This is a genomic window from Mycobacterium sp. Panama NTM2, assembly GCF_054355555.1.
This window is the reverse complement of sequence record NZ_CM135953.1, coordinates 2987296-3009742: the sequence shown is the minus strand read 5'-3', so window position 1 is coordinate 3009742 and position 22447 is coordinate 2987296. Positions and strand designations below refer to the sequence as shown.

At 63.2% G+C, this 22447-nt stretch carries 14 protein-coding genes and 1 pseudogene; 11 read left to right on the top strand and 4 right to left on the bottom strand.

All coding sequences use genetic code 11. The features are described 5' to 3' along the window. Positions 1-86 precede the first annotated feature (86 nt). The 6 genes and pseudogenes from ACXYX3_RS14265 to ACXYX3_RS14240 form a co-directional block, all read left to right on the top strand. A complete protein-coding gene (locus ACXYX3_RS14265) occupies positions 87-2537 on the top strand; it encodes a putative baseplate assembly protein (protein ID WP_458607964.1) in 2451 nt (816 codons plus the stop codon). Beyond that, positions 2534-4549 (top strand): hypothetical protein, encoded by a 2016-nt coding sequence (locus ACXYX3_RS14260; RefSeq protein WP_458607963.1) that lies wholly within the window; start codon positions 2534-2536, stop codon positions 4547-4549. The genes ACXYX3_RS14265 and ACXYX3_RS14260 overlap by 4 nt, the downstream gene beginning before the upstream one ends. Before the next feature lie 9 nt (positions 4550-4558). Next, a complete protein-coding gene (locus tag ACXYX3_RS14255) occupies positions 4559-7609 on the top strand; it encodes a DUF6519 domain-containing protein (protein ID WP_458607962.1) in 3051 nt (1016 codons plus the stop codon). Next, entirely contained in the window at positions 7609-7917 is a 309-nt protein-coding gene (locus tag ACXYX3_RS14250; protein ID WP_458607961.1) for a hypothetical protein, read from the top strand. Before ACXYX3_RS14255 ends, ACXYX3_RS14250 begins: the two co-directional genes overlap by 1 nt. Before the next feature lie 328 nt (positions 7918-8245). Then, entirely contained in the window at positions 8246-11209 is a 2964-nt protein-coding gene (locus ACXYX3_RS14245; protein ID WP_458607960.1) for an eCIS core domain-containing protein, read from the top strand. Positions 11210-11720: 511 nt separating this feature from the next. After that, a pseudogene (locus tag ACXYX3_RS14240) lies at positions 11721-11825 on the top strand (hypothetical protein); the annotation flags it as partial. Between the two features lie 64 nt (positions 11826-11889). Here the strand turns inward: ACXYX3_RS14240 and ACXYX3_RS14235 are convergent. After that, positions 11890-12852: an AraC family transcriptional regulator gene (locus ACXYX3_RS14235; RefSeq protein ID WP_458607959.1), complete on the bottom strand. Its 963-nt coding sequence runs from the start codon at positions 12850-12852 to the stop codon at positions 11890-11892. A 133-nt stretch (positions 12853-12985) separates the two neighbouring features. On the opposite strand from ACXYX3_RS14235, the gene ACXYX3_RS14230 reads away from it, so the two are divergent. The 3 genes from ACXYX3_RS14230 to ACXYX3_RS14220 all read left to right on the top strand — a co-directional run bounded on the left by ACXYX3_RS14230 (position 12986) and on the right by ACXYX3_RS14220 (position 15604). After that, on the top strand, positions 12986-13777 hold the full coding sequence (locus tag ACXYX3_RS14230; protein ID WP_458612090.1) for an NAD(P)H-dependent oxidoreductase: 792 nt from the start codon (positions 12986-12988) through the stop codon (positions 13775-13777). An 80-nt stretch (positions 13778-13857) separates the two neighbouring features. Continuing rightward, the gene (locus ACXYX3_RS14225; protein ID WP_458607958.1) at positions 13858-14601 is read left to right on the top strand and encodes a type 1 glutamine amidotransferase domain-containing protein; all 744 of its coding nucleotides are present in this window, start codon (positions 13858-13860) and stop codon (positions 14599-14601) included. Between the two features lie 349 nt (positions 14602-14950). Then, the gene (locus ACXYX3_RS14220) at positions 14951-15604 is read left to right on the top strand and encodes a cutinase family protein (protein WP_458612089.1); all 654 of its coding nucleotides are present in this window, start codon (positions 14951-14953) and stop codon (positions 15602-15604) included. A gap of 72 nt (positions 15605-15676) precedes the next feature. Here ACXYX3_RS14220 and ACXYX3_RS14215 read toward each other — a convergent pair whose 3' ends face one another. Continuing rightward, positions 15677-16129, bottom strand: a complete 453-nt coding sequence (locus ACXYX3_RS14215; RefSeq protein WP_458607957.1) for a winged helix-turn-helix transcriptional regulator — start codon at positions 16127-16129, stop codon at positions 15677-15679. 54 nt (positions 16130-16183) lie between these two features. Between ACXYX3_RS14215 and ACXYX3_RS14210 the strand changes: the two genes are divergently transcribed. Together ACXYX3_RS14210 and ACXYX3_RS14205 are read left to right on the top strand one after the other, a co-directional pair. After that, positions 16184-18916, top strand: a complete 2733-nt coding sequence (locus ACXYX3_RS14210) for an AAA family ATPase (RefSeq protein WP_458607956.1) — start codon at positions 16184-16186, stop codon at positions 18914-18916. 58 nt (positions 18917-18974) lie between these two features. Next, positions 18975-20000 carry an alcohol dehydrogenase catalytic domain-containing protein gene (locus ACXYX3_RS14205; protein WP_458607955.1) on the top strand — a complete coding sequence of 342 codons (1026 nt, stop codon included), beginning with the start codon at positions 18975-18977 and terminating at the stop codon, positions 19998-20000. 88 nt (positions 20001-20088) lie between these two features. Here the strand turns inward: ACXYX3_RS14205 and ACXYX3_RS14200 are convergent, their stop codons facing one another. Together ACXYX3_RS14200 and ACXYX3_RS14195 are read right to left on the bottom strand one after the other, a co-directional pair. Continuing rightward, the gene (locus ACXYX3_RS14200; protein WP_458607954.1) at positions 20089-21486 is read right to left on the bottom strand and encodes an FAD-dependent oxidoreductase; all 1398 of its coding nucleotides are present in this window, start codon (positions 21484-21486) and stop codon (positions 20089-20091) included. Continuing rightward, the gene (locus tag ACXYX3_RS14195) at positions 21483-22322 is read right to left on the bottom strand and encodes an alpha/beta fold hydrolase (RefSeq protein WP_458607953.1); all 840 of its coding nucleotides are present in this window, start codon (positions 22320-22322) and stop codon (positions 21483-21485) included. Before ACXYX3_RS14195 ends, ACXYX3_RS14200 begins: the two co-directional genes overlap by 4 nt. Between the last annotated feature and the right edge of the window lie 125 nt (positions 22323-22447).

Sequence of the window (22447 nt, the reverse complement as noted above, 5' to 3'; positions counted from 1 at the left end):
GTGTACACCCCAGCACCCCACAACCGGTGCAGAACCGTCCAGGCCTACCTGCGGTGGCCAATCGGATAGGGGATTACACCCAGTTCGTGGCGAGCCTGCGTGCCGGGCTGACCGCTGGTGACCGGCCCGCTCTGGCCCGCCTCACCACCAGGGCCGACGACGATTTCACAATAGCGCTACTTGATGCCGCTGCCTGCATGGCCGACATCATCACCTTCTACAACGAGCGCCTCATCAACGAGGCGTATGTGCGCACGGCCATCGACCGATCGTCAGTCGTCGAACTGGGCAAGCTGGTGGCCTACCGGGCTCGTCCCGGGGTGGCAGCGGCGACTCATCTTGCGTTCTACGTGGAACCGCCCCCGACGGTCGAGGTCGAGCAGGCGGCCGGACCGTTCCGCAAGATCCGGATGCCGGCCGCGATCACCATTCCGGCCGGGACCGCGGTGCGCAGTGTGCCGGGACCCGGTGAACAGCAACAGGTTTTTGAAACATCTGGGGTAGTCGAGGCACGCCCGCAATGGAACTTGATGAAACCTGTCGCCACCCGACAACCTGTACTCGGGAGGAACGTGGCGTTCGGAAAGATCGCAGGGCAAACCCAAATTTTTGTCAGCGCTCCGCGCGACAACACGTCCCTGGCGGCAGTCGCCAACAGCCTCAAACGTGGTGACATCTTGCTATTCACGAACGAGGCGGGGGCGGTCGAGTTCCGCTCGGTGGAGACTGTTGAAGCAGAGCCGAAGCGGGAACGCGTCCGAGTGGCCTGGCGCGACGGGCTGACCGCCGCTGCGCCGCTCACGGCTCACGTTGTCCGTAAGCGGCTCAATGTCTTCGGTTACAACGCCCCGATGTGGAAAGCAATGTCCTCCGAGTTCAAGAAGAATTATCCGGGGGGAGTGTGGACGTTCGCTTTGGTGACGAAAGTGAGTCCTGATTGGCCGGATTTCCTCATCACCGAAGTGTCGACTCCGGGTGCGATGGCGATCGATTTGGATGGCCCCCACCCCGACATCGTGGGCAAGTCGGTGGTCCTGAGCGCCGGTTCAGTGCACCGGAAGTTCACCGTGACGGGTCTCCAGGAGTTGTCTCGAGCCGAGTTCTCGGTCTCAGGCAAGGTGACCAGGCTCGCACTCAGCGGCAGCTTCAGTGATTGGAAGACGTTTTTCCGCGAGAAGGTGCGTGAAACCACCGTGACCGTGATCGAAGAACCGTTGTCGTTGAGCGGTGAACCGCTGCCGGCGGCGTCAACGGTGCGGGGCGCCGAAATGGTCATCGCCGGCGATGTATCCGGATTACCGCCGGGTCGGACATTGTTGGTCGCAGCACTCGATCCTTCCGGTAACCCGACCGGAGTTGTCGAGGTAGCTACCGTCGCCGCTGTAACGAAGCAAGGTGACAACACACGGGTCACCCTGACCGACGCTTTGAAGCAGGTTGTCCGCTACAAGCCATCTGACATCGGGATTTTCGGCAACGTCGTGGCGGCCACCCACGGGGAGACCGTGCATCAGATCCTCGGCGACGGCGACGCCGCCACTCCCTTCCAGCGGTTCGAACTCAAACACACACCGTTGACCTACGTTCCGTCCGACGAGGCGTCGGGCGCCTCCTCGACACTTCAGGTGCGGGTCAACGATATTGCCTGGCACGAAAGTCCGACGTTGTACGGGGCCGGGCCGCGGGAGCAGGAATTCGTTACGGCGGCCAATCCGGCGGGAGTATTCGAGGTACTCGGCGGTGACGGTGTCCGCGGCGCGCGGCTAACCACGGGGCAACACAATGTGCGCGCCACTTACCGCAAAGGCCTTGGCGTAGGGGGGAATTTGGGTCCGGGCGCATTGACCCAACTCGGAAGCCCGCCGCTCGGGGTGACCGGAGTGACCAACCCCGGTCCGGCTGCCGGCGGTGCCGATCCTGATCCGGCCGACTATGCCCGCCAGGGTGTGCAGATCTCGACTCGCACACTCGATCGGGCGGTATCGCTTAGCGATTACGCCGATTTCGCCCGCAACTATGCCGGGATCGCCAAGAGCCATGTCATGGTTCTGAGCATCGCAGGTGTGCGCACGATCGTCGTCACCGTTGCAGCCGACAACGCAGATGAGGTTTCCGACGCGAAGCGGGCGCTTCTCACGGCCGCGTTGCGCAGTCATGGCGACCCGCTGGTGCCGGTCGTAGTGGTGCGGCACCGCGAAATCGGTTTCGTTGTGAAGGCGCGGGTGCGGCGTCACCCCGATTATCAGGCCGACAAGGTCCGCCGTGCCGTCGCCGATCGGCTCACTGACGCTTTCGGGTTTCCCATGCGGGAGCTCACTCAACCGATAGCGGCCTCAGCGGTCATTGCCACCATCCAAGCTGTACCCGGGGTGGTCGCCGTCGACCTCGACCGGCTCAGTCGGCAAGATCAGCCCGGCAAGTCCGACAACGTGCGGCTGCGGGCCGATGCCCCGGGCGTCACCGCCCAGGCCGTAACGGGCGCCGAACTGCTGGTACTGGCCGCCAACCCTCTCGATTCCTTGACGGAGATGACGTGACCGCTCAGCAGGAAGCCAGCCTGAACCGTGCGCGCGAATCCACCGTCGAGCGGATCTGGTCGTTGCTGCCGCGGACGTATCGGGTCCGCGACGACGAGACGGGGGGCGCACTGCTTCAGGCCGTGAAGGTCATCGCTACCGAAATCGATGTGCTCGAGGAAGGCCAGGATCACTTCTACGACAACCTGTTCGCCGAGACAGCGGAAGACTGGGCGCTGCCCTACATCGGAGACCTCATCGGCTACCGACCGCTGCAGGGGCCGCCCGAGATCAGCGCGCCGCGAGCCGAGGTGGCTAATACGATCGCCTACCGTCGCCGCAAGGGCACCGCGGCGATGCTCGAGCAGCTCGCCGCAGATGTCACCGGGTGCCCGGCACGAGCGGTGGAATTCTTCGAGCTGTTGGCCGCAACGCAGTACATGAACCATTTGCGGCCGGGCAGAGGTGCGATTGCCGAATTGCGCCATCCACTGCGGCTGGAGGGAGTCGGCGGAGCATTCGATGATCTGGCGCATGTGGTCGATGTGCGCCGCATCGCCACGGGCGCAGGCCGCTACAACATTCGCAACGTGGGGATCTTCCTGTGGCGAATCAAGGCGCTCACGGTTGATCGGGCGCCACTGGTTCCGGATGGAGGCTCGCGGCAGCGGTTCAGGTTCCATCCGCTGGGCATCGACGCACCTCTGTTCGGCCGGGCTCGCACAGAGGACGAGATCACTCACATCGCCGAGCGCTTCGATGTGCCGATACCGCTGTCCCGGCGCTGGCTGGCCGCACACCTCGGGAAATATTACGGTCAGGGCGCTACCTTGTCGGTGGGGACGATGGCCGAGCCGGTCTTCGCGGCGGTCAAGATTTGTGATCTGTCGGATATCACGGGCGACTGGGCCCACGCACCGTCCGCTGGCAGCGGTGTGGTGATCGACCCGGTGCTCGGCAGGGCGTATTTCGCTGATCCTGTGCCAGAAGGGGAAATCCCAACCGGTCATTTTCATTACGGCGACGCGTTGATGATCGGTGGCGGCGGATATCGCCGCGATACCGCAATTAGCCTCGACGGTCCCGTCATCGAGGTGGCCGACGGCGACGATCTGCTGGTGCCGCTAGACCAAATCACCGGAGGTGGCGCGGTGGAAATCACCGACAGTTGGCGCTACGTACAGAACGTGGCGGTATCGGCCGAGCCAGGCAAGGAAGTGGTGCTGCGCGCGGCAGACCAATGCCGACCTCTACTCGAAATCGAGCAGCCACTCACCGTCACTCCTGATGCGAACGGCACCGTGACGTTGGATGGTCTACTCATCGCTGGCGGGCCGGTCGTCATCGGGGCCTCCGTCGACCAGGAAGTGCACACACTGGTGCTCAACGACTGCACCCTGGTGCCGGGTCTTTCTCGAACATCGAAAAATGAAGCTGTACAACCGGACTCGCCTAGCATCGTGGTATCGGACGTATTTGCCGATGTTCAGATCAACCGATGTGTACTCGGGCCGATCGTGGCGGTGCCCGGAGCCAGCGTCACGGTGACTGACAGTGTCATCGACGCTTCGGGCGCCGAAGCGAATGCTTACTACGGCAGCGTCGGTGATCCCGCGTCGTACGGCGCTGCCTTGACCCTCAAACAGTGCACCGTCATCGGAAAGGTGAACACCGTTGAGGTGCAGGAGATTTCCAATTGCATCATCCTGGGCGCAGTAACCGCCCAACGCCGGCAAGAAGGCTGCATCCGATTCTCCTACCTGCCCGACTACTCCCGCACACCGCGATGCTATCGCTGCAAGCCGGGCGGATCATCGGTTCGCCCCGAGTTCACCAGCCTGCGCTTCGGTGATCCCGGCTACTGCCAGTTGTGCGCCGGGACCGTCGACGCGGTGCGCCGAGGTGCCGACAATGGCAGCGAAATGGGCGCAGGCAACAGGCTGTTCGCGCCGCTGCGCGAATCAAATCTGCAGGTACGACTGGAGGAGTATCTGCGATTTGGCTTAGAAGCAGGTGTGTTATATGCGACTTGAGGAGGAGCAATGAGTGCAGACCTCAGCAAGGTCCGATTCGACCCGATACGTAACCACAGCAATGTCGGTTGCCAGCAAGGGCGGATGTGGCTGGATGCCGATTTCAACGAATACACCGCGATCACCGACCGCAGGCTGCGTGCGCAGGTGGCCGATCTGCAGCCGAACCCTGCCGTGGTGTCGCGGCTCACCCCTGACGCATTCAAGATCACGCTGGCCGGGGGAGTCATGTCCATTGGCGCCGGCCGCATGTATGTCGATGGCCTGCTTGCCGAAAATCATGGCGAAGCTAGGGAGTTCGAACCGCTGCTGGCCGAACTCAATGGATCAGACCCCGTCAACTACGAAGACCAACAATTTTGGCCCACTCTGGAGGGTCGGCTACCCGCAAACGGCAGCTTTCTGGTGTACCTCGATGTGTGGGAGCGTGAACTGACTTACCTCAACACGCCCGACCTCGTCGAGTGCGCCGTCGGGGTGGACACCACCACCCGCACGCAAACCGCCTGGCAAGTACGAACAATGGGATTGGCTGCCGCGGCTGGGTGCGACGCCGCGATCACCAAGTGGGATGAGTTGTTGGTGCCCTCTTCGGCGCGTCTGACCACCTCGACGATCGCGATCGCTCCCGTTGACGACCCATGTGTGATCCCGCCCGGCGGCGGCTATCGAGGACTGGAAAACCAGCTTTACCGCGTCGAGTTGCACTCTGACACCGAATTCAAGTGGTCTCGAGACAACGCCACGGTTGGCAGCGTCGTCAGCGAGGTGGTGTCGGCGAGCGAGTTGCGGCTGCAGACCCTCGGTCGCGACGAGGTGTTGCGCATCGCCGACCAGAACTGGGTCGAAATCATCGACGACGATCTGGAACTGTCCCACGCTGTGGGGGAGATGCGGCAGGTCACTGTCCACGAAGACACCAGGACCATCACGTTCGCCACGCCGCTACCGGCTGCGTTGGCCGATGCGGCGACTGCCGACGAGCGCCATCTGCGGGTGCGGAAATGGGATTCGGGCCTGGCAACGATCACCCCGGGAGTCCCACAAACATTGGAGCACGGGCTTCAGGTGACGTTCAGCTTCGAGGCCGCCGGCGCACCCCGCGCGGGCGACTATTGGGTATTCACCGCCCGATCAGCCGCCCCGAGCCCTGAGGAATCGTGGGAAAAGCTGGACAAATCGCCGCCGCGAGGCATTCATCACCACTTCACGCGGCTGGCCATGATCACGCTGCCCGGCACGGTCACCGATTGCCGCCCAACATGGGACCAACCCGCTGGCGGGGAAGGCTGCGCGTGCCAGATTTGCGTGACGCCCAACCGGCACAATGACGGATCTTTCACGTTGCAGGATGCTGTCGATCAGCTTGCCCGAAGCGGTGGCGGCAACATGACTCTGTGCCCGGGCACCTACAACCTCGGCGAGCCGCTGCGCGTCGTCGACACCTCGTCGATCCGGATTCGCGGATGCGGAGCCCAGAGCGAGGTGCACTGCGGGGACACCGCGATCATCTTGATCGCGTGCCGGGATATTGTTCTTGAGGACTTCGCCGTCACCACCCATGCTGGTGCCGCGACCATCGTCTTTCACGAAAGAACCGAGGAATGTCGCCTCACTCGATTGCGCGTCACCAGCGTAGAGGCCTCAGCTATCGCGATGCGCGGACGGCACGATCGGCCCGAAATCAGCCATTGTCAAATTAGCGCACACACCTTCGGCTTGACCGTTACCGATCCCGACCCGCTGCTCACCCGGGGCCTGACCATCCGCGACAATAACTTTGACTGCCGTCTGCGGGCGATCGATCTCAGCATTGAGCGCGATGCAGTCCTGGTGCATGACGGCACAACCTTGATCGCAGACAACACCATAACCGGCTGCAGCGAAATCGCTGTAATCGCCAATGGGCTAGTCGCGCCGCCAGGGGATCTCCGGATCGAGCGGACGATCGACATCAGCGGTAACACCATCGAGGCCGCAGGAACCGCAATCGTCGCCGGCCCCAACGTCCGCATCACCAATAACACGATCACCGCCATCCAGCGAGCAGCTCAGCAACACGGCATTGTGATCGAAGCGTCGCCCCCTGACACGAGCGGCGACACAGCGCACGTGCTCGCCAACACAGTCTCCGGCGTCAGTGGTGACGCCATCCGAGTCACCGCGCCGATCAACAGCCTTACCGTCGCCGACAACACCGTGCACGGTGCTGGCGGCGGAATCGCGGTGACCGTCAGAGGTTTGAACACGACCGTTGCCATCGCCGGCAACATAATCCGTGAGCTCAAGCCCACCCCGGAGGAAGTTCTCATCGCGGCGGCCGCGCCGGACCCCATGGTGTGCGGCATCATCGTCACCGGCGCGATGACCACCAGCATCAACGGCAACATCGTCGACGGAGTGGCCGCGTCGCTCGAGGACTCCGCCCTCGTCTGTGTGGGAATCGCGTTGCGCGCCTGCGGCAAAGCGCTGGTTGCCGCCAACTCGGTGTCGCGCATCGGAAACTCCGACCACGTACGCAATGCTTTCGGTATCGCGGCCGCGGCGTGGCGCACCACCCTTTCCGTCACTGACAACAACGTCTTTGGCGGCATCGGGCCTGACCCCATCGTCCGCAACTGGACCGCGCTGCGACTGCACAGCGACGACGATCCCATCCTCGGTGTCACCGGTGCCAAAGTTGCGGGCGGGAAACTGGTCATCATGCCCGGACTTACGTTCTTCAGCCCCGAAGCGATCGGTCAGGTGCACGTCAACGGCAACACCCTCAGCGGTGCGGGAAGATCGCCTGTGGTCATCGCCACTATCGACGGCGACCTCATCATGACCAGCAACCACTGCTCGCAGCCTAAGCGGGAGCACCTCACTGTAGCGCTCCTCGGGGCCAAGTCGGCTGTCGTACAAGGAAACCGGCTTTTCGGAGGGGAGCCTTCGGCGATCATCAACACCGCGGGCGACTCAGCGGCAGTCCTCGGCAACATCGCGACCGGACCGATCCAAGTCAACACCGACCCCGACGTCGTCGGCCAACCGCCAACTCCGCTCAATATCGGCGCGTAATGGAGGCAAAAGTGGAAAGTACAACCCGCAGCGGCAGCGAACCGCCGCCGGAAAGGCAAATGCACGAGGCACTTTCGCGCACCATGGAAACCGCGGCGCGGATCCATCGCATCGCCACCGCAACGCGCGCCGAACTGAAGGAGCAGCTTGGCGCCGACGAGGTGCGGGCGCTCGCCGACGCCGACGCCGAATTGGAGAAACTAATTACCCGCACACTGGCGCGGCTTGAGGAGGAACAGAACGCAGCCGAAAAATGGCAGGAGAAGTTCAGTGTGGCTATTCAGCATTGGATTGACCAGCCCGTTTAACGTTGAGATATTGAACCATGAATGACGCAGTCGGGATGTGGGCGTCCGTTGCTAACGTGGTCGGTCCCTGGGCAGGACGGGTGAATTGGCGATGACGCGACCGCACGTAGCCCAGCATGATTCAGCCCCAGCCAAGAAGACAGTTGGGGCACACACGGCTGTAAAGCCATTCGAGTTGAGGATCGGTCAGCCAAAAGACGAGTTCGAGCTAGATGCGGAGCGAGCCGCTGACGGATCGTGGAACAGACCGCTACAAGCGCCTCACCGTGTATCGCCGACTGCCGAGCGCGCTCCAGCCGCCGTCACGGACGCACTCAAGTCGTCGGGAGTGGAGATTGATGCCGAGCAACGGCGTCCCATCGAGGCGGAGACTGGATTCGATTTCAGCGCTGTTCGAATTCATCAAGATTCCCACGCGCAAAGGGCCGCGTTGTCAATCAACGCTCGCGCCTACACCATCGGATCGCATATCTTCCTTGGAAGTAACGAGTTTAGGCTCAATACACCAGCCGAACAACGCTTGCTCAGCCACGAGTTGAGGCACGTCATACAGCAGAGTGCAAGCGGATCGGTTTGGATACAGCGCGAGATGGCCGAGGCCGCAACGAGTAACGAGTCACCTACGTTGCTCCAGCAGGCCTACGACGCGGCCGATCAGTCACGTTGGGAAGTCGTCGCTGGCTTAGTGCACCAACTGAGCGCGGAGCATCGCCGCTACTTCCTCGATTCCTTTAAGCGGAGTCCCGAACAGGTCGCAGAGATTCACCAAGGCGCGCTTGGTAATCCGGCGGTTGGTCCGGAGTCTCCGATAGCTGAAGAAACCAAGATCATCTACCTCGACGTACGCGTTCGCCAGCAGTTACGTCGTAAGGACAATTCAAGAGCCGCATTCTTCCTGAACCAATTCAACCGCGATGACATTGTGAACAGGCTGAAGGGCCTGCCGTCGGACACGGTAAAGGGGCTTCACGAAGGTGCAATGACAAATCCCGAGCTGGGTCAGGACAGCGCGGCTGCGAAGATAACCGCCGAGATTCTTGAGCAACGGTCTGCGCAAGGAGACACCCATGCCCTTTTGTTGCCGACCGTGCGCGGTGAAGGTGCAGCAGCCCTAGCGGCCGTGATGCGTACTGTCGACGGGATCAGCCCGTCGGGGAACCCTTCGCGTCCCTTCACATTTTTCGTTGATGGCCAGCCGGTAACTCTGACAGCTGAACAAGCTGAACGAGTGCGCCATGGCGCCGCAGCTGCGCTAAGAGATCATCTCAAGCAAATCAGAGCGAAAAGCCACGGGACCCTATTCGGATACAAGTCGTTGCAAGAAAACGATCGGAAGCGCTGGATCGTCGCACCGATCGTCAAGACGATTGGACGAGTCAAGGACCCCGGACCTACGTTGCTGGCCTATATTGCGCGGTCCGACCGGAACGCCGAGGCTGCCTTCGCCGCTATTGCTGCCGGAAATCTCGAAGTCGCTGCAGGGCTACTTGCCGATGCAGAGCGACAGATGCTCTCCGCTGATCGAATGTGGCGCGCGTACTTCCGGGGAACAATCTCCGCTGGCGAGATGACAATCACCGGCCTAGAGATCACCGAAGCCGTGACTGCCCTGACCCTGGCAGTCATCGCCGCCATCGTTACCGGTGGCGCTGCCGCAGGTGCGTTGGCCGGTGCGGAGGGAGCCGGCGCCGCCACAACAACGGTGGCTGGCTACCAGGTAGGTAGCGTCGCAGCCGCGAACACCGTCGTCGCAGCGGCACCGATCGCCCAGAACCTCGCATTGGCTGCGGCCAAGGTGTCGATGGGCGACCCAGTCGATTGGGGCGCCTTCTTCGTGGACACAATAGTTCAAATCTTTATCGCGAGATATGGCGGTCGGTTGACTGGAGGTATCGCTGAAGCTCTCGCCGCTAACCCTGCGACCGAAAGTCTTTCCGCACGCGTTACCAGCAGTCTCGTACACTCTCTGCTCTTACACGCCGAGTCCACAGCACTTACAACAGCGGCGCAAGATGCCTACCGCACTTGGAAAGGACAGAAAGTCACTGTGCAAACGGTGGTTGACGACGCCTGGGTACGGCTCACAGATCCTGCTGGTGTCGCAGTCGCCTTGGTTACAGGAGCCCTGTCCTCGGCCGCGCATCACGGCGCCCAAGCGGCAGCGACTCAAGGAACCCCGCTTGCCCCGCGAGCGCCACACGTTGAACACGAGGCGTCGCTCGGTGCGCCGCCGGAAGGCGCGACCAAGGACGGTCGGACAGTGTCGACCGGCGATACCGAGACACAGACTCCGCTGGTGCCTACAACCGACTCTTCTGTTACGACGAGCGCACCCCAGCCTGCCATACTTCCCTCCTACCATGAGATCGACCCTGGCCCCGTATCCCCGGGGACCGTTGAGTTGGACCGAGGTCCGCAGCCAACGCGGTCGACAACGCACAACGAGATTGATCTCGGGCGGACGCCGACTGCGGGTTCACCCGAACTTATTGAAGTGGGCGGACCGAAACCAACGACGGCCACTACCAAAGACGTTCCAAGCCAGATGGATCGCCGCGGCACGGTATCTGAATCTTCGCCGACGTCCCTCTCGGTGGAAGAATTTGCGGCCGTAAAGGTGACAGAGCTAGAGGAACGCATCGAGGCTCTTCGTGACGAGGCACTGATGGACCGTCTCGAAGCCATCGATCCCGCCACATCGGAGGGTCTGCAGAAGCTGAGGCAGCTCGAACTGGACATCGGCGTCCGCGAGGAAGGCCCGGCTGGTCAGCGGGTCGAGCGTGACCCTGTAAAGAAACGGCATCTGGACGTCCCGGCTCTCCTCAATCTGCCGGAATATCAGGAGAGCATTGGTCGCGCCTCGGACGCCTTTGCGGGACTGCCCGATATCGAGAGCAAGAAGAACATTGCGGCTGCTGCCGGTGGTGAGCCCAGTACAAGCGGTTATGCGGGCGAAAAGGAGCGTCATACCGAAAGGGTGCAAATCGCGGGTGCCGAGGCCGGTCACGAGAGTGAACCACATCCCTTTGATAAACCGGGCTCGGAGGGTTCGTACGAGAACTCGCACTCCGAGCGGCACCAAGCGGAGCAACACCCCGGCCAACAGGAATTTGCCTCATCGAAGGCAATGTGCCCGCAGTGCCTGCGCTGGTTCTCCGCCCAAGCGAAGCTGCACGGGCCCTACTTCGTCGGTGATCCGAACGGCGTGAACGTCTTCTTCATAAACGGTGCCCACGAGGTGGTGCCGCATCCATCAGGTGCGGTGACGAATGCGCCAAAATTACTACATTAAGGGGAAGAGCCCTCGTCATAACGTCACAGTGACGAATTGCAGGTTTCCGCTGTACCTCGACGCGCGGAGCGCCCGCCGCTGTCAGGCAAGGTCTGTACTGTCGATCGTCATGTCCGGCGCTGTCAGATAGTCATGGATTCAGACTCAGCGCCATCGGTTACGCGGCCGAACATCCGCATGTGCATTGGCACGGACCTGGGTGGGTGTCATTGTCAGATAGTTCTGGAACAGAGCGCGAGAAATCGGACAGCTACCAGGCTTTCCCGCATTACTCCCAACTGATTCCGGATCGGACAGGACAACAACGGGACATGTCAGCGCCCTCGGTCGGTTCTTCGCAGGTGATGCTTCTACCGATAAGCTCTACCGATAAGCCACATTATGTCAAGTAGGCTACGCCGTATTGCACCCCCCGAAATACGCTCGCGTGCCTTTCGGAGCACGATGACGAGAGAGCCTCGACGCCAACGGCTTACGGAACGTGCACGAGATTCGCTCGCTCTCCAGCAGGCGGCTCTATCGAGTCCGCAAGGTGTGGCATGCGATGAAATGCGCCAGTCACGACGTCGGGCGTGATCAGGTGGCCCGTCTGATGCGGATCTGCGGCATTACCGGATCGTGCGCGGCAAGCGGCGCACGATCACTTGCAACGAGCTGAGTTCATGTCCCCTGGCACGGGGTCAGGTTTCGGCCGGTGTCGACCCCTCGGATTCCGCTGCGAGAAAGGCGGTTCGGTATCTGCCCGGTGGAACGCCCTGCCACCGAGCGAACGTCCGATTGAACGCATATTCCGAGGTGTATCCGACGTTACGGGCTATATGTGCGACCGGGAGCGTGGTGAATCGGAGTTCGTTCGCGGCCAGTTCCATTCGCCACTTCGTCAGGTACTCGGCCGGCGGGCACCCCACCTCTGTGCTGAAGCGGCGCACCAGCGTCGCACGGGAAACTCCGGCGCTTGTGGCGAGAGTTCCGAGCGTCCACGGGTGCGCCGGATCACGGTGAATCGCCGTGAGCGCTGCGGCGGTGACGGGGTCAGTCAGTCCACGTAGCCAAGACGGCGGATGTTCGGCTGCGCGGCTTGATTCGAGCCAAACCCGCAACAGCTGTATGAGCATGATGTGCACGATGTGGTCGAGGACCGCGCTGGCACCTAGCCCGGGGTGACCCAACTCGTCACCTAGCAGCTGTAGCGCACTTCGCAGAGGCGGCGGCGCTGTCAGCGCTGGAACGTGTACGACATCCGGCAATAGGCCGAAGGCATTGAACGCAGTCGCCGGATCGTGTTGGAAAGCCGCGCACAAGATGCGGGTAGCCGCCGGCTGAGTGCCCACCGGTAGGTTCTCGCCAGCCCTGACGGCTGCCGCCGCGCCGTCGTGGTCGAAAGGTCGCACCGGAGCGCTGGGGTCGCTGGCCAGCACATGGGTGGGGCCGCTCGGCAGCAGCACCAGATCGCCGGACACAAGAGATAGTGGGCTACGACCGTTCATCAACAAACATGCGGTACCTGCCGTGACTGCGTGGAATGCTGCGCCGGGCATGGCATCTGCATCCATGAGCATCCCCCAGCGCCCCCCGGCGACCACGCTGGCAGCCACCGAACCACGAACGGACGCCCGCTTGAGGACGTCGGTCAAAGTGTCCATCGCAGAAGGCTATTACCGAAAGCTTCACCACAACAGATATCTCGATCTGATCAGACAAATAAATGAGTACTTCAGGCATCGCGGAGATCTGCTCTGCGCTATAGCGTCGACGGAGCCGGAGATCGGCAGGAGAATGCCGAGCGCTTCACAAGGAGTATCAGTGCGAGTTCTTATCGTCTACGCCCACCCGAGTCCGACGTCGCTGAACGCAACGCTGCGGGACCACGCTCTGAGTGTGCTGCAGCGCGGCGGGCACGACGTCCAGGTATCAGACCTCTATGCGATGAACTGGAAAGCCGTCGCCGACGCCGACGACTTCCCTTCGCGAGACAGCTCAGCGCCGTTCAATCTCGTTTCGGCGTCTGGAGAAGCCTACCTCGCAGGTTCCCAGACGCATGACGTCGCAGCCGAACAGGAAAAGCTGCTGTGGGCTGACGCCATCATCTTCCAATTCCCCATTTGGTGGTACGGACTTCCGGCGATCCTCAAGGGCTGGGTCGACAGGGTGTACGCGTACCACTTCGCATACGGCTACAAGGACGGAACCAACGCCTATCGCTTCGGCGAGGGCATTCTCGCCGGAAAGCGAGCTTTGGTTTCAGTGACCGCAGGCGGGCCCGCCGCCGATTATAGGCCCCGTGGAATCAATGGCCCGTTGGAAGAACTGCTATTTCCCTTCACCCGTGGGGCACTGTTCTACCCAGGGATGGACGTGTTGCCGATCTTTGCTGTGCATGGCGCGATGTTTCTTGACGATGACGGGGTTCAGCGCGCCCGGGACGCGCTCGAGCAGCGGCTCGAGCGGTTGTTCACCGACACACCCATCCCCTTCCGCCGCCAAAACGGTGGCGACTACCCCGATAAGCACACGCTGGCTGCCGATGTCGCTCCTGGGGTCTCCGGTCTGGCGGCCCATCTGGCCTAGATATCGCTGCCTGGATTGAAGAGGCGCCGCACCCGTACGAAGCACCGCAGTGTGAAACTCGGAAGAATATGGAGGCATTCATGGTTGATGGTAGGCGTCGCATCGTGATGCCATTGCCGGACAACGACTTCGACACCACCGAGGCCGCCGTGTCGTGGAAGGCATTCGTACAAAGCGGCTGTGAGGTGACGTTTGCCACCGAGCATGGGCGCGTGGCTGCCTGCGATCAGCGTCTGCTGTCGAGTGGCTGGTTTCATCCACTGCCGGCGCGCGAGGAAGCTGTAGTGGCCTACGACGAGATGATCCAGACGGCAGCGTTCTTGTCGCCGATCACTTATCAAGCGACCCAGGCCGACCATTTCGATGCGATACACCTTTCGGGTGGGCACGCCAAAGGCATGCGGCAGTACCTCGACAGCACGGTGTTGCAGAAGAAGGTCGTCGACTTCGTGCGGGCCGACAAATTGGTCGGTGCGGTGTGCCATGGGGTGCTGGTGCCCGCCAGGGCCATCGACCCTGCCACGGGAAAGAGCGTCCTCGACGGTCACCGGGTGACCACGCTGACGAAGCCGCTGGAGAAGTGGGCGTTCCGCACCACCGTCTTGCGCGTTGGTCGCCGATACCGGACCTACTGGAAGTACACCGAAACCGAGGTGCGCGCCGCTGTCGGAACGACGGGTGCGCTGCTCCGCGGCGACACCGTCGAAACGCCGTTCGTCGTCGAGGACGGGCGGTTCCTCACCGGTAGATACCCACTCGACGTCGCGCTCTACGCCGAGACCTTCGTTCGGATGTTGGCCGACGCGCATCACCAGGACGCGTAGCAATTCGCTTCACGGGCAAGCCCACCCGCCGGACCACTCTCAATGCGCTCTCCAAGCGGCGACCAACCGCTGAACGCGGCGATCTCGACGCGGGATTCCCACTCGAAAGAGCTTTTCAGCGCGTCGTTTTCTCGGATCGAATGATGAGTCCACCACTGACGGTGGCCACGTCGGCCGCACAAGTCACGCACCGCTGCTTCTCCGAGAACACGCCATGTCTCCTCGAAACGGCACCGCCGCGTGGCTGTCAGGTCGCGTGGCCGCCGGCGGGCGACCAACCGTCTCCCGTTCAATCAGAGTACGAAGGACGAAGATCATGAGAAACATCACGATATTGTCGAGTCTTTCGATGGCTGTGCTTGTTTCGGCCGTACAGTCAGCCGTCATCGCACCCTCCGCGTCGGCCGCGTCGTGTCCCGATGTCGAGGTGATCTTCGCTCGCGGGACGCACGAACCCCGTGGTACCGGGCAAACGGGCCAGGCATTCGTCGATGCGTTGCGCCCGCAGTTGGGCGAGCGCTCACTCGAGGTCTATCCGGTTGACTACCCGGCATCCGACCAATGGGCTACGGGCGCTGACGGCGTAAGGGATGCCGCCGCTCGCGTGGTCTCGATCGCCACGTCCTGCCCCCGAACCAAGACGGTGCTCGGAGGTTACTCGCAAGGAGCCGCGGTGGCCGGCTTCGTGACGTCGTCCGCCGTGCCGGGCGGTGTCGATCCCACGACGGTACCCCAACCGCTGTCCCCGGACGTCGCCGAGCACGTCGTAGCCGTCGTGCTGTTTGGTCTGCCAAATGCTCGTGCGATGAACTTTCTCGGTCAGCCGCTGGTGACGATCGGCCCGCTATACGAGGACAAGACCCGCGAACTATGTGCCGCGGATGATCCCGTCTGTTCAGACGGGCTCAACTTCGCGGGCCACAACTCCGCTAATTACATCGGCGAACTAGCCAGTCAGGGGGCGTTGTTCGCCGCCGGTCGCCTGGTCGACGGAACGCGGTGACGCCGTGCCCTGAAGCCTTCGCTTATCCAGCGTTGACGAATGCGCGACGAGCGCGTGCGGGTGTTGTCATCGTCAACTCGGAGCTGCTGTACGGATCAGGCGGACATCCACGCTGGCAGCGGCGGTACCGTCACGGCGCCGGAAGCCGGCGATGACTGGTTCGTTGTTGCTGTCGACGAATCGATACGGCGTGCCCTTGCTTCGGTCTGCGTGCCTGTAGCCCCACTGGCCGATTGCTCCGAGAACCACGACCAAGTCGCGACCGGATTGCGTCAACTCGTAACGGCTCCGGGTGCGGTCACCCGGCTCCTGGTACTCGACGGTTTGCAGTACGCCGGCCGACACGAGCTCGGCCAGTCGAGCGCTGAGTACATCCGAAGCAATCCCCAACTGCTGCTTGAACTCTGAGAATCGGGTCGTCCCCAGGAATGCATCGCGGATGATCAGGACCGACCACCGTTGCCCAAGGATCGCCATAGCGCGAGCAATGGGACAGGGATCGTCGGACCACGCATCAGTAGGCACCACCGCATGCTACCTGAGTTGGATTGGCCAATCCAGGGTGATACTCTCGGGCATGTGATCGGCCGCGACAACGAGCTCGAGGCGATCACTGCGGCCGCGGCCAGGGTGACCGATCGCGGATGTGCACTGGTTGTCGAAGGTGAGCCCGGGATCGGAAAGACCACCCTCCTGGCGGCGGCAACAGCATGGACGCAATCCCGGGGGTTCACCGTCTTGTCGTGTGCCGGGGTGCAGTCGCAGGCCACGGTGGGCTACGCGGGTCTGCACGAGTTGGTGCACCCGATCCTCGGTTGCGCCGACGCGTTGCCGGAGCACCAGCGGACGACGCTTCTGGCAGCATTCGGCCTCGCCGAGGCGGGCATGCCGAACCCGCTGCTGATCGGCGTGGCGACGCTCGGGCTGATCGAGGAGGCCGCGGCCACCCGGCCCATGCTCCTCGTGATCGACGATGCGCAGTGGCTCGATGACTCCTCCCAGCACGTCGTCACCTTCGTCGGACGCCGCCTCGCGCACTCGCCGGTGATGATGCTGTGTGCCGCGAGGTCCCGAATCGACGGAGAGTCATCACAACTCGCGTCGCTGCCGCACCTCCAGCTGGACGCCCTGGATATCGCGCCGTCGCGCGTCCTGATGAAGGAAGCGCTTTCGGGTGTCGACGGGCAGGGGCTCAGCGAAGCGACTCAACTGCGCGTACTGACCGAAGCCGCGGGAAATCCGCTGGCCATAGTCGAACTCACGAAGGCACTGTTAACCGGCGCCGATGAGAAGGCTCCCCCGTCGGAGACTCCCCTGCCGACGACGCGACGCATCGAGCGCGCCTTCCTGGAGCAATTGGAGACCGTTCCTGAACCCAGTCGCCGGATGCTGGGTCTGATCGCCGCCGGCGGTGACACCAGAATGGCCGAAATCGCCGACGCAGCACGGCGCGTCGGCCTATCAGATGGCGATCTGGACCCACTCGAGCGGAGCGGGCTGATCTCGGTCGTCGCCGGATCGCTCCAGGTGCGCCATCCCCTCATCCGGTCCGTGTCATACCGGGTGACGCCCCTGACGCAACGTCGCGCTTTTCACCACGCATTGGCCGAAGCGACTACCGATGCCATGAGAGCAGCCTGGCACCGCTCGGCGGCGGCCTACGGACCCGACGAAGCCGTCGCCGCCGCCCTCGAAACCGCGGCCCAGGCGGCGCAACTTCGTGGCGCCAATGCCGAAGCAGCACGCGCATGGCGACGCGCGGCCGCGCTGTCGCCGTCGGCGAATGAGCGCACCCGCCGCCTCGTCACCGCTATCGAACCCGCCTATCGAGCGGGACTGACCGCTGAGGCGATGGACATCCTCGACGAGGCCGAGCCGCTGGCCACCGACCTACGGCACCGATTCGATCTTGCGTTTGCGCGCTTCACCCTCGCCATCACCACCGGGGTCACCGCGCCGCCGATAGCGGATCTGGTGGTGCTGGCAGATCGGTTAGGCGACCACGGTGAGTCGGACGCGCGTATCCGCCTGCTCGCTGCCGCCGCGGCGCAGTGCCGGATGCACGGACTCGACGAATGTGACCGTGAATTGGTGGCCGAGCGCCTGCACGAACTGGAGCACCTGGATCACCCCTCGGTCGAAGTCGCGTTGACCACCATTGAGGACACTCAGTACGCCCGCCAATTCCGTTGCCGCGCCGCATCGCTACAGGACGCTCTGAGTGGTGACCTGACGGCACTGATGTCGATGGGGTTGGCAGCCGAGGCGGCCTCTGACCTGTCGGCCGCTCAGTCATGCTGGGAGGGCTCCATCGAGGTGGCGCGAAGGACAGGTGCGCCGGGGATCGAGTGCGAGGCGCTGCGCGGCGCCGCACGATCACAAATCATCGCCGGCCAGTTGACCGAGGCCGCCGTGAGCGCACACAACGCATTCCGAATCGCCACCGATGCGGATCTCACGATCAGCATGGGCGCCGCAGCCGCCCTGCTGGCTCGGATCCAGGCGTGCCAAGGCGATACGATATCGGCACAACACTCACTGGCGACAGCTCAACGACATCTGCCCAGCGATACTCCCCTCCTGTGGCGCGACGACCTGGCCTGGGCCAGTGGCCTGCTTGCTTTGACCACACACGACAACGAACGCGCCTTCACCGAACTCTCCGAGATGAAGCGTGACCGCAGCTCCCGTCGCTGGGCGATCGCCGACCTAACCGAAGCCGCCGTCGCCAGCGGCCACACCCGCGTGATCCATCACCTGGTGGACGAGATCGACACCGAGGCGAGCACACTCGGTTCCCCCCACGTCGTCATGCTGGTACACCGCAGTCGGGCCCTGCTCGCCGGTACGGACCAGCGCGCGGAACACCACTTCCACGCTGCCTTGAACGTCGGAAAAGCCGCGGCTCAGGCGCCGTTGGAGTACGCCCGCACCCGATTGACCTACGGCGAATGGCTCCGCCGGCAGCGACGCATCATCGAGGCGCGTACACAATTGACCGCAGCACTAAGCATTTTCGAGCATCGCCACGCTCAGCCGTGGGCTCAGCGCACACGCGGCGAACTGCGCGCGGCCGGGGTGCAAGTGCCGGGCGCAGCATCGGCGACCGACATCCTTGCGGCCAAACTCTCGCCGCAGGAACTACAGATCGCACAACTCGCCGCCAGCGGCCTGACCAACCGCCAGATTGCCGACCAGATCTACATTTCACATCGGACCGTCGCGGCGCACCTCTACAAGATCTTCCCCAAGCTCGGCGTCACCCGCCGCGCACAGTTGCGAGACGCCATCGCTACGCTCGTCGATGAGTAGCCGAACCGTGGTCATCGTACTTATGCCGCGTCGCCGCTGAAGCTGATGGCATGGAGCCATGGACTCTTATCGGGCGTATCAGGTCACTGGACAGCGCAACTTCTCCCTCGTTGATTGCGAATTGCGCCACCCCGCAGCCGGATACGTGCGGGTCCGGACGGCAGCGTGCGGGGTGTGCCACAGCGATGTTCTGGCCGTGGAAGGACAGCGCCCAGAACCGGCGAAGCCGATCGTTCCCGGCCACGAGGTGATCGGGACGATTGATGCCGTCGGTGCCGGCGTCGAATCTCGGTGGCAAGTCGGTGACCGGGTCGGAGTGGGATTCCTCGGCGGCCACTGCGGCCAGTGCGACTTCTGCCGTCGTGGCGACTTCGTCAACTGCATCGACCAACCTCAGCCCGGGACGACCGTCGACGGCGGATACGCGGAGGTGGTCTACGCCAGGGTTTCTGGTCTGGTCCGGGTTCCGGAGGCCTTCGACGCTCTGACGGCCGCACCTCTGTTGTGCGCCGGGGTGACCGTCTTCAACGCGCTACGGGTGGCCCAGGCGCCGGTGAACTCACTGGTGGCGGTGCAGGGCATCGGCGGATTGGGTCATCTGGGCGTGCAGTACGCGAAGAAGATGGGTTACCGCGTCGCCGCACTGGCCCGCGGCACCGAAAAGGCCGGACTGGCCTCGACCTTGGGCGCCGATCATTACATCGACACCAGCGCAGACGAACCCGCTGCAGCGCTGACTGCGCTCGGTGGTGCCACAGCGATCATCGCCACGGCCGCCAGTGGTGCATCGATGGCCGGGCTGGTAACAGGACTGCAGCCGCGGGGAAAGATGATCGTCGTCGGAGCGTCACCAGAACCGGTACCGGTTCACACACCCGATCTGATCTTCGGTGGTCGCAGCATCATCGGAAGCCTCACCGGATCAGCCGTCGACAACGAGGACAATCTCGCATTCAGCCTCGCACACCAGATCGCCCCGATGATCGAACCACTCCCCTTTGACGACGCACCGCGCGCCTACGACCGAATGTTGTCCGGACGCGCGCGCTTTCGCGTGGTGCTCGACTTCGCACACGCTCCCTGATCCACGCCGCGCCGTTCACAGCCGACACGATGACGACCGTCGGGGTTGGGGCTGCGCGGTACGACCGCGGAATTCGTGGGGTCGAAGTTCACTGCAACAGGCCCAACAGTTGGTTGAAGCACTCCGACATGGAGGGATGGGTGTAGATCTCGTCGCGTAGTTCCGAAGCGGTGATGCCGTGGCGCATCGCCAGGGCGACGATGTTGATCACCTCCTGTGCGTCGTGGCACAGCAGGGCGGCCCCGAGAATTCTGTCGGTTTCCGCATCGACCACCACTTTCATCATCCCGGCCGTGTCATCGACAATGCGCGCTCTTGCCAGCGTCGCCAGGTTCACCACCGGGCTGGCCGCCACTGTGACGTCGTAGCCCGCAGTGCGCGCCTGGGCTTCGGTGAGACCGACTCGGGCCAACGGAGGGGTCAGGAAAAGACAGTTCGGAACCGCCCGGCGCTGGGCTGCAGACCGGGGTTGTGCGGCACCGCGGAGTTGATCGATCACGATGCGGTAGTCGTCGAGAGAGATGTAGGTGAACTGCGGTCCGCCGTTGACATCCCCGACCGCGAAGATGTGGGGTTGGCTGGTGCGGCGGAAATCGTCGACGACGACGGCACCGGTGTCGGTGGTCTCCACCTCGGCCCGATCGAGTCGGAGATGCGAGGTGTTGGGTGTCCGCCCGAGCGCGATCAGCACGAGGTCGGCCTCAACGGTGGCGGCACGTCCACCGACGCTATACCCCACGCGCGCCAACGGCGGCGCGCCGGCTCTCGGAACAGATTGCACGTCAGTGACATCCGCTCCTGGGAGGATGGTGACCCCCCTATCGGACAGAACGGAAAGAGCAGCCTCGGCAATATCCCGATCCTCATGCGCCAGCACGGCGGGGCGTTGCTCCAGAACGGTCACCGAGGTGCCGTAGCCGGCGTACATCGACGCGAACTCCAAGCCGATGTAGCCGCCGCCGAGAATCACAAGCCGGTCCGGTCGGGACGCACGCCGTAGCAACTCTGCACTGGTGACCACGACCGGACTCTGTCGCACGCCGGGCAGATCGGGGATTACCGGTGTCGAGCCGGTACCGATGACGATGTCACGCGCCACCACGGTGACAAGACCGTCCTCGGTCTCTACCGCGACCGAGTTCGCGTCGATGAAGCTCGCCCGTCCGGTGAGCACCCGCACTAACGGGACCGATTCCAGAGCCGCCAGATTCGCGGCCCGTAAGCCCGTGGTCAATCGCTCTGTGGCGGCGACCGCATCCGCGTAAGCCGACGCTCCTGACGAACCGCGCAGCGGGTGCTCAGCGCGGTAGACCATCGACTTCGTCGGCACACAGCCTGTGTTGATGCAGGTGCCGCCATACATCTGCGCCGATTCCTCCACCAGCACGACACGCCGGCCTTGTCGGCCCAGCTCTGCCGCCAACGTCTTGCCGCCCTTGCCGAATCCGATGACGAGCAGATCGGCTTCGAGCGCCGGCGGGGTCACGCGAGGAACTCGACAACTTCACGGCCGAAATCCGTGACATGTTGGAAGAGGAAACCGTGCCCGGCATCGCTGTACAGAATGGCCTTGGCATCGGGTAGCCGGCCCACCATCGCGAAGGTGGCATAGGCATCGATCATCCGGTCGTGGGCACCGTTGGCGACCAAGGTCGGAATGGTGACCTCTCCCAGGCGATCCCAGATACTCGAGCCGGTCGAGGCAATGATCGCCAACTGCGCCTGCATCGTCTCGATCGACACCGGAACATGCTCCGGTGACAGAACGCGGTCGTCCAACCTCCTCAGCGACTCCAGCCCCAGCTTGCGACCGGGGTCCTCCTCTGGAAAAAACAGATAGAGAAAGTCATCGTCGTCGTTGGTGGGCTTTGTTGCGACCTGCCAGATCTTCGGATCGGGTTGAGGCATTCCGGGCACGCCACCACCGGGAGAGCTGCCCGCCACAACCAACCGGCGCACGAGGTCAGGGCGTTGCAACGTGGCTGCCTGCACCACGATCCCACCCAACGACCAACCGAGCAGGTCGACTTCGGCCAGCCCCAGGGCGTCGACGAACTCGGTGAGTCCGCTGGCCAGCGCGGCCATCGTGGTCGGCGCGATGCCACTGGTCCTACCATGCCCGATGTTGTCGAAGACGATCACGTCGCGTTCGGCTCCCAGTGCGTCGAGAAACGCTGGATCCCAGTGATCCATCGTGCCGCGAAAGCGCAACGCGAGCACCAACGGGACCCCGGTACCCGAACCGAAGCGGCGGTAGGCGAACCGCGCATTCGGCCCGTCCAGATACCGGGTCTCAGCCTTTGAAGACAACGAATCCTGCATGTTCTGTGCACCTTTCATCGATCGTCGATCAGTTGCGAGATGGCCGTGCCATCTCGAATTCTGTTGCGTGCAGGTCCCCCGGGCCATATGCACATTGACTGTTGTTTCGGTCTGGGGGATCCGGC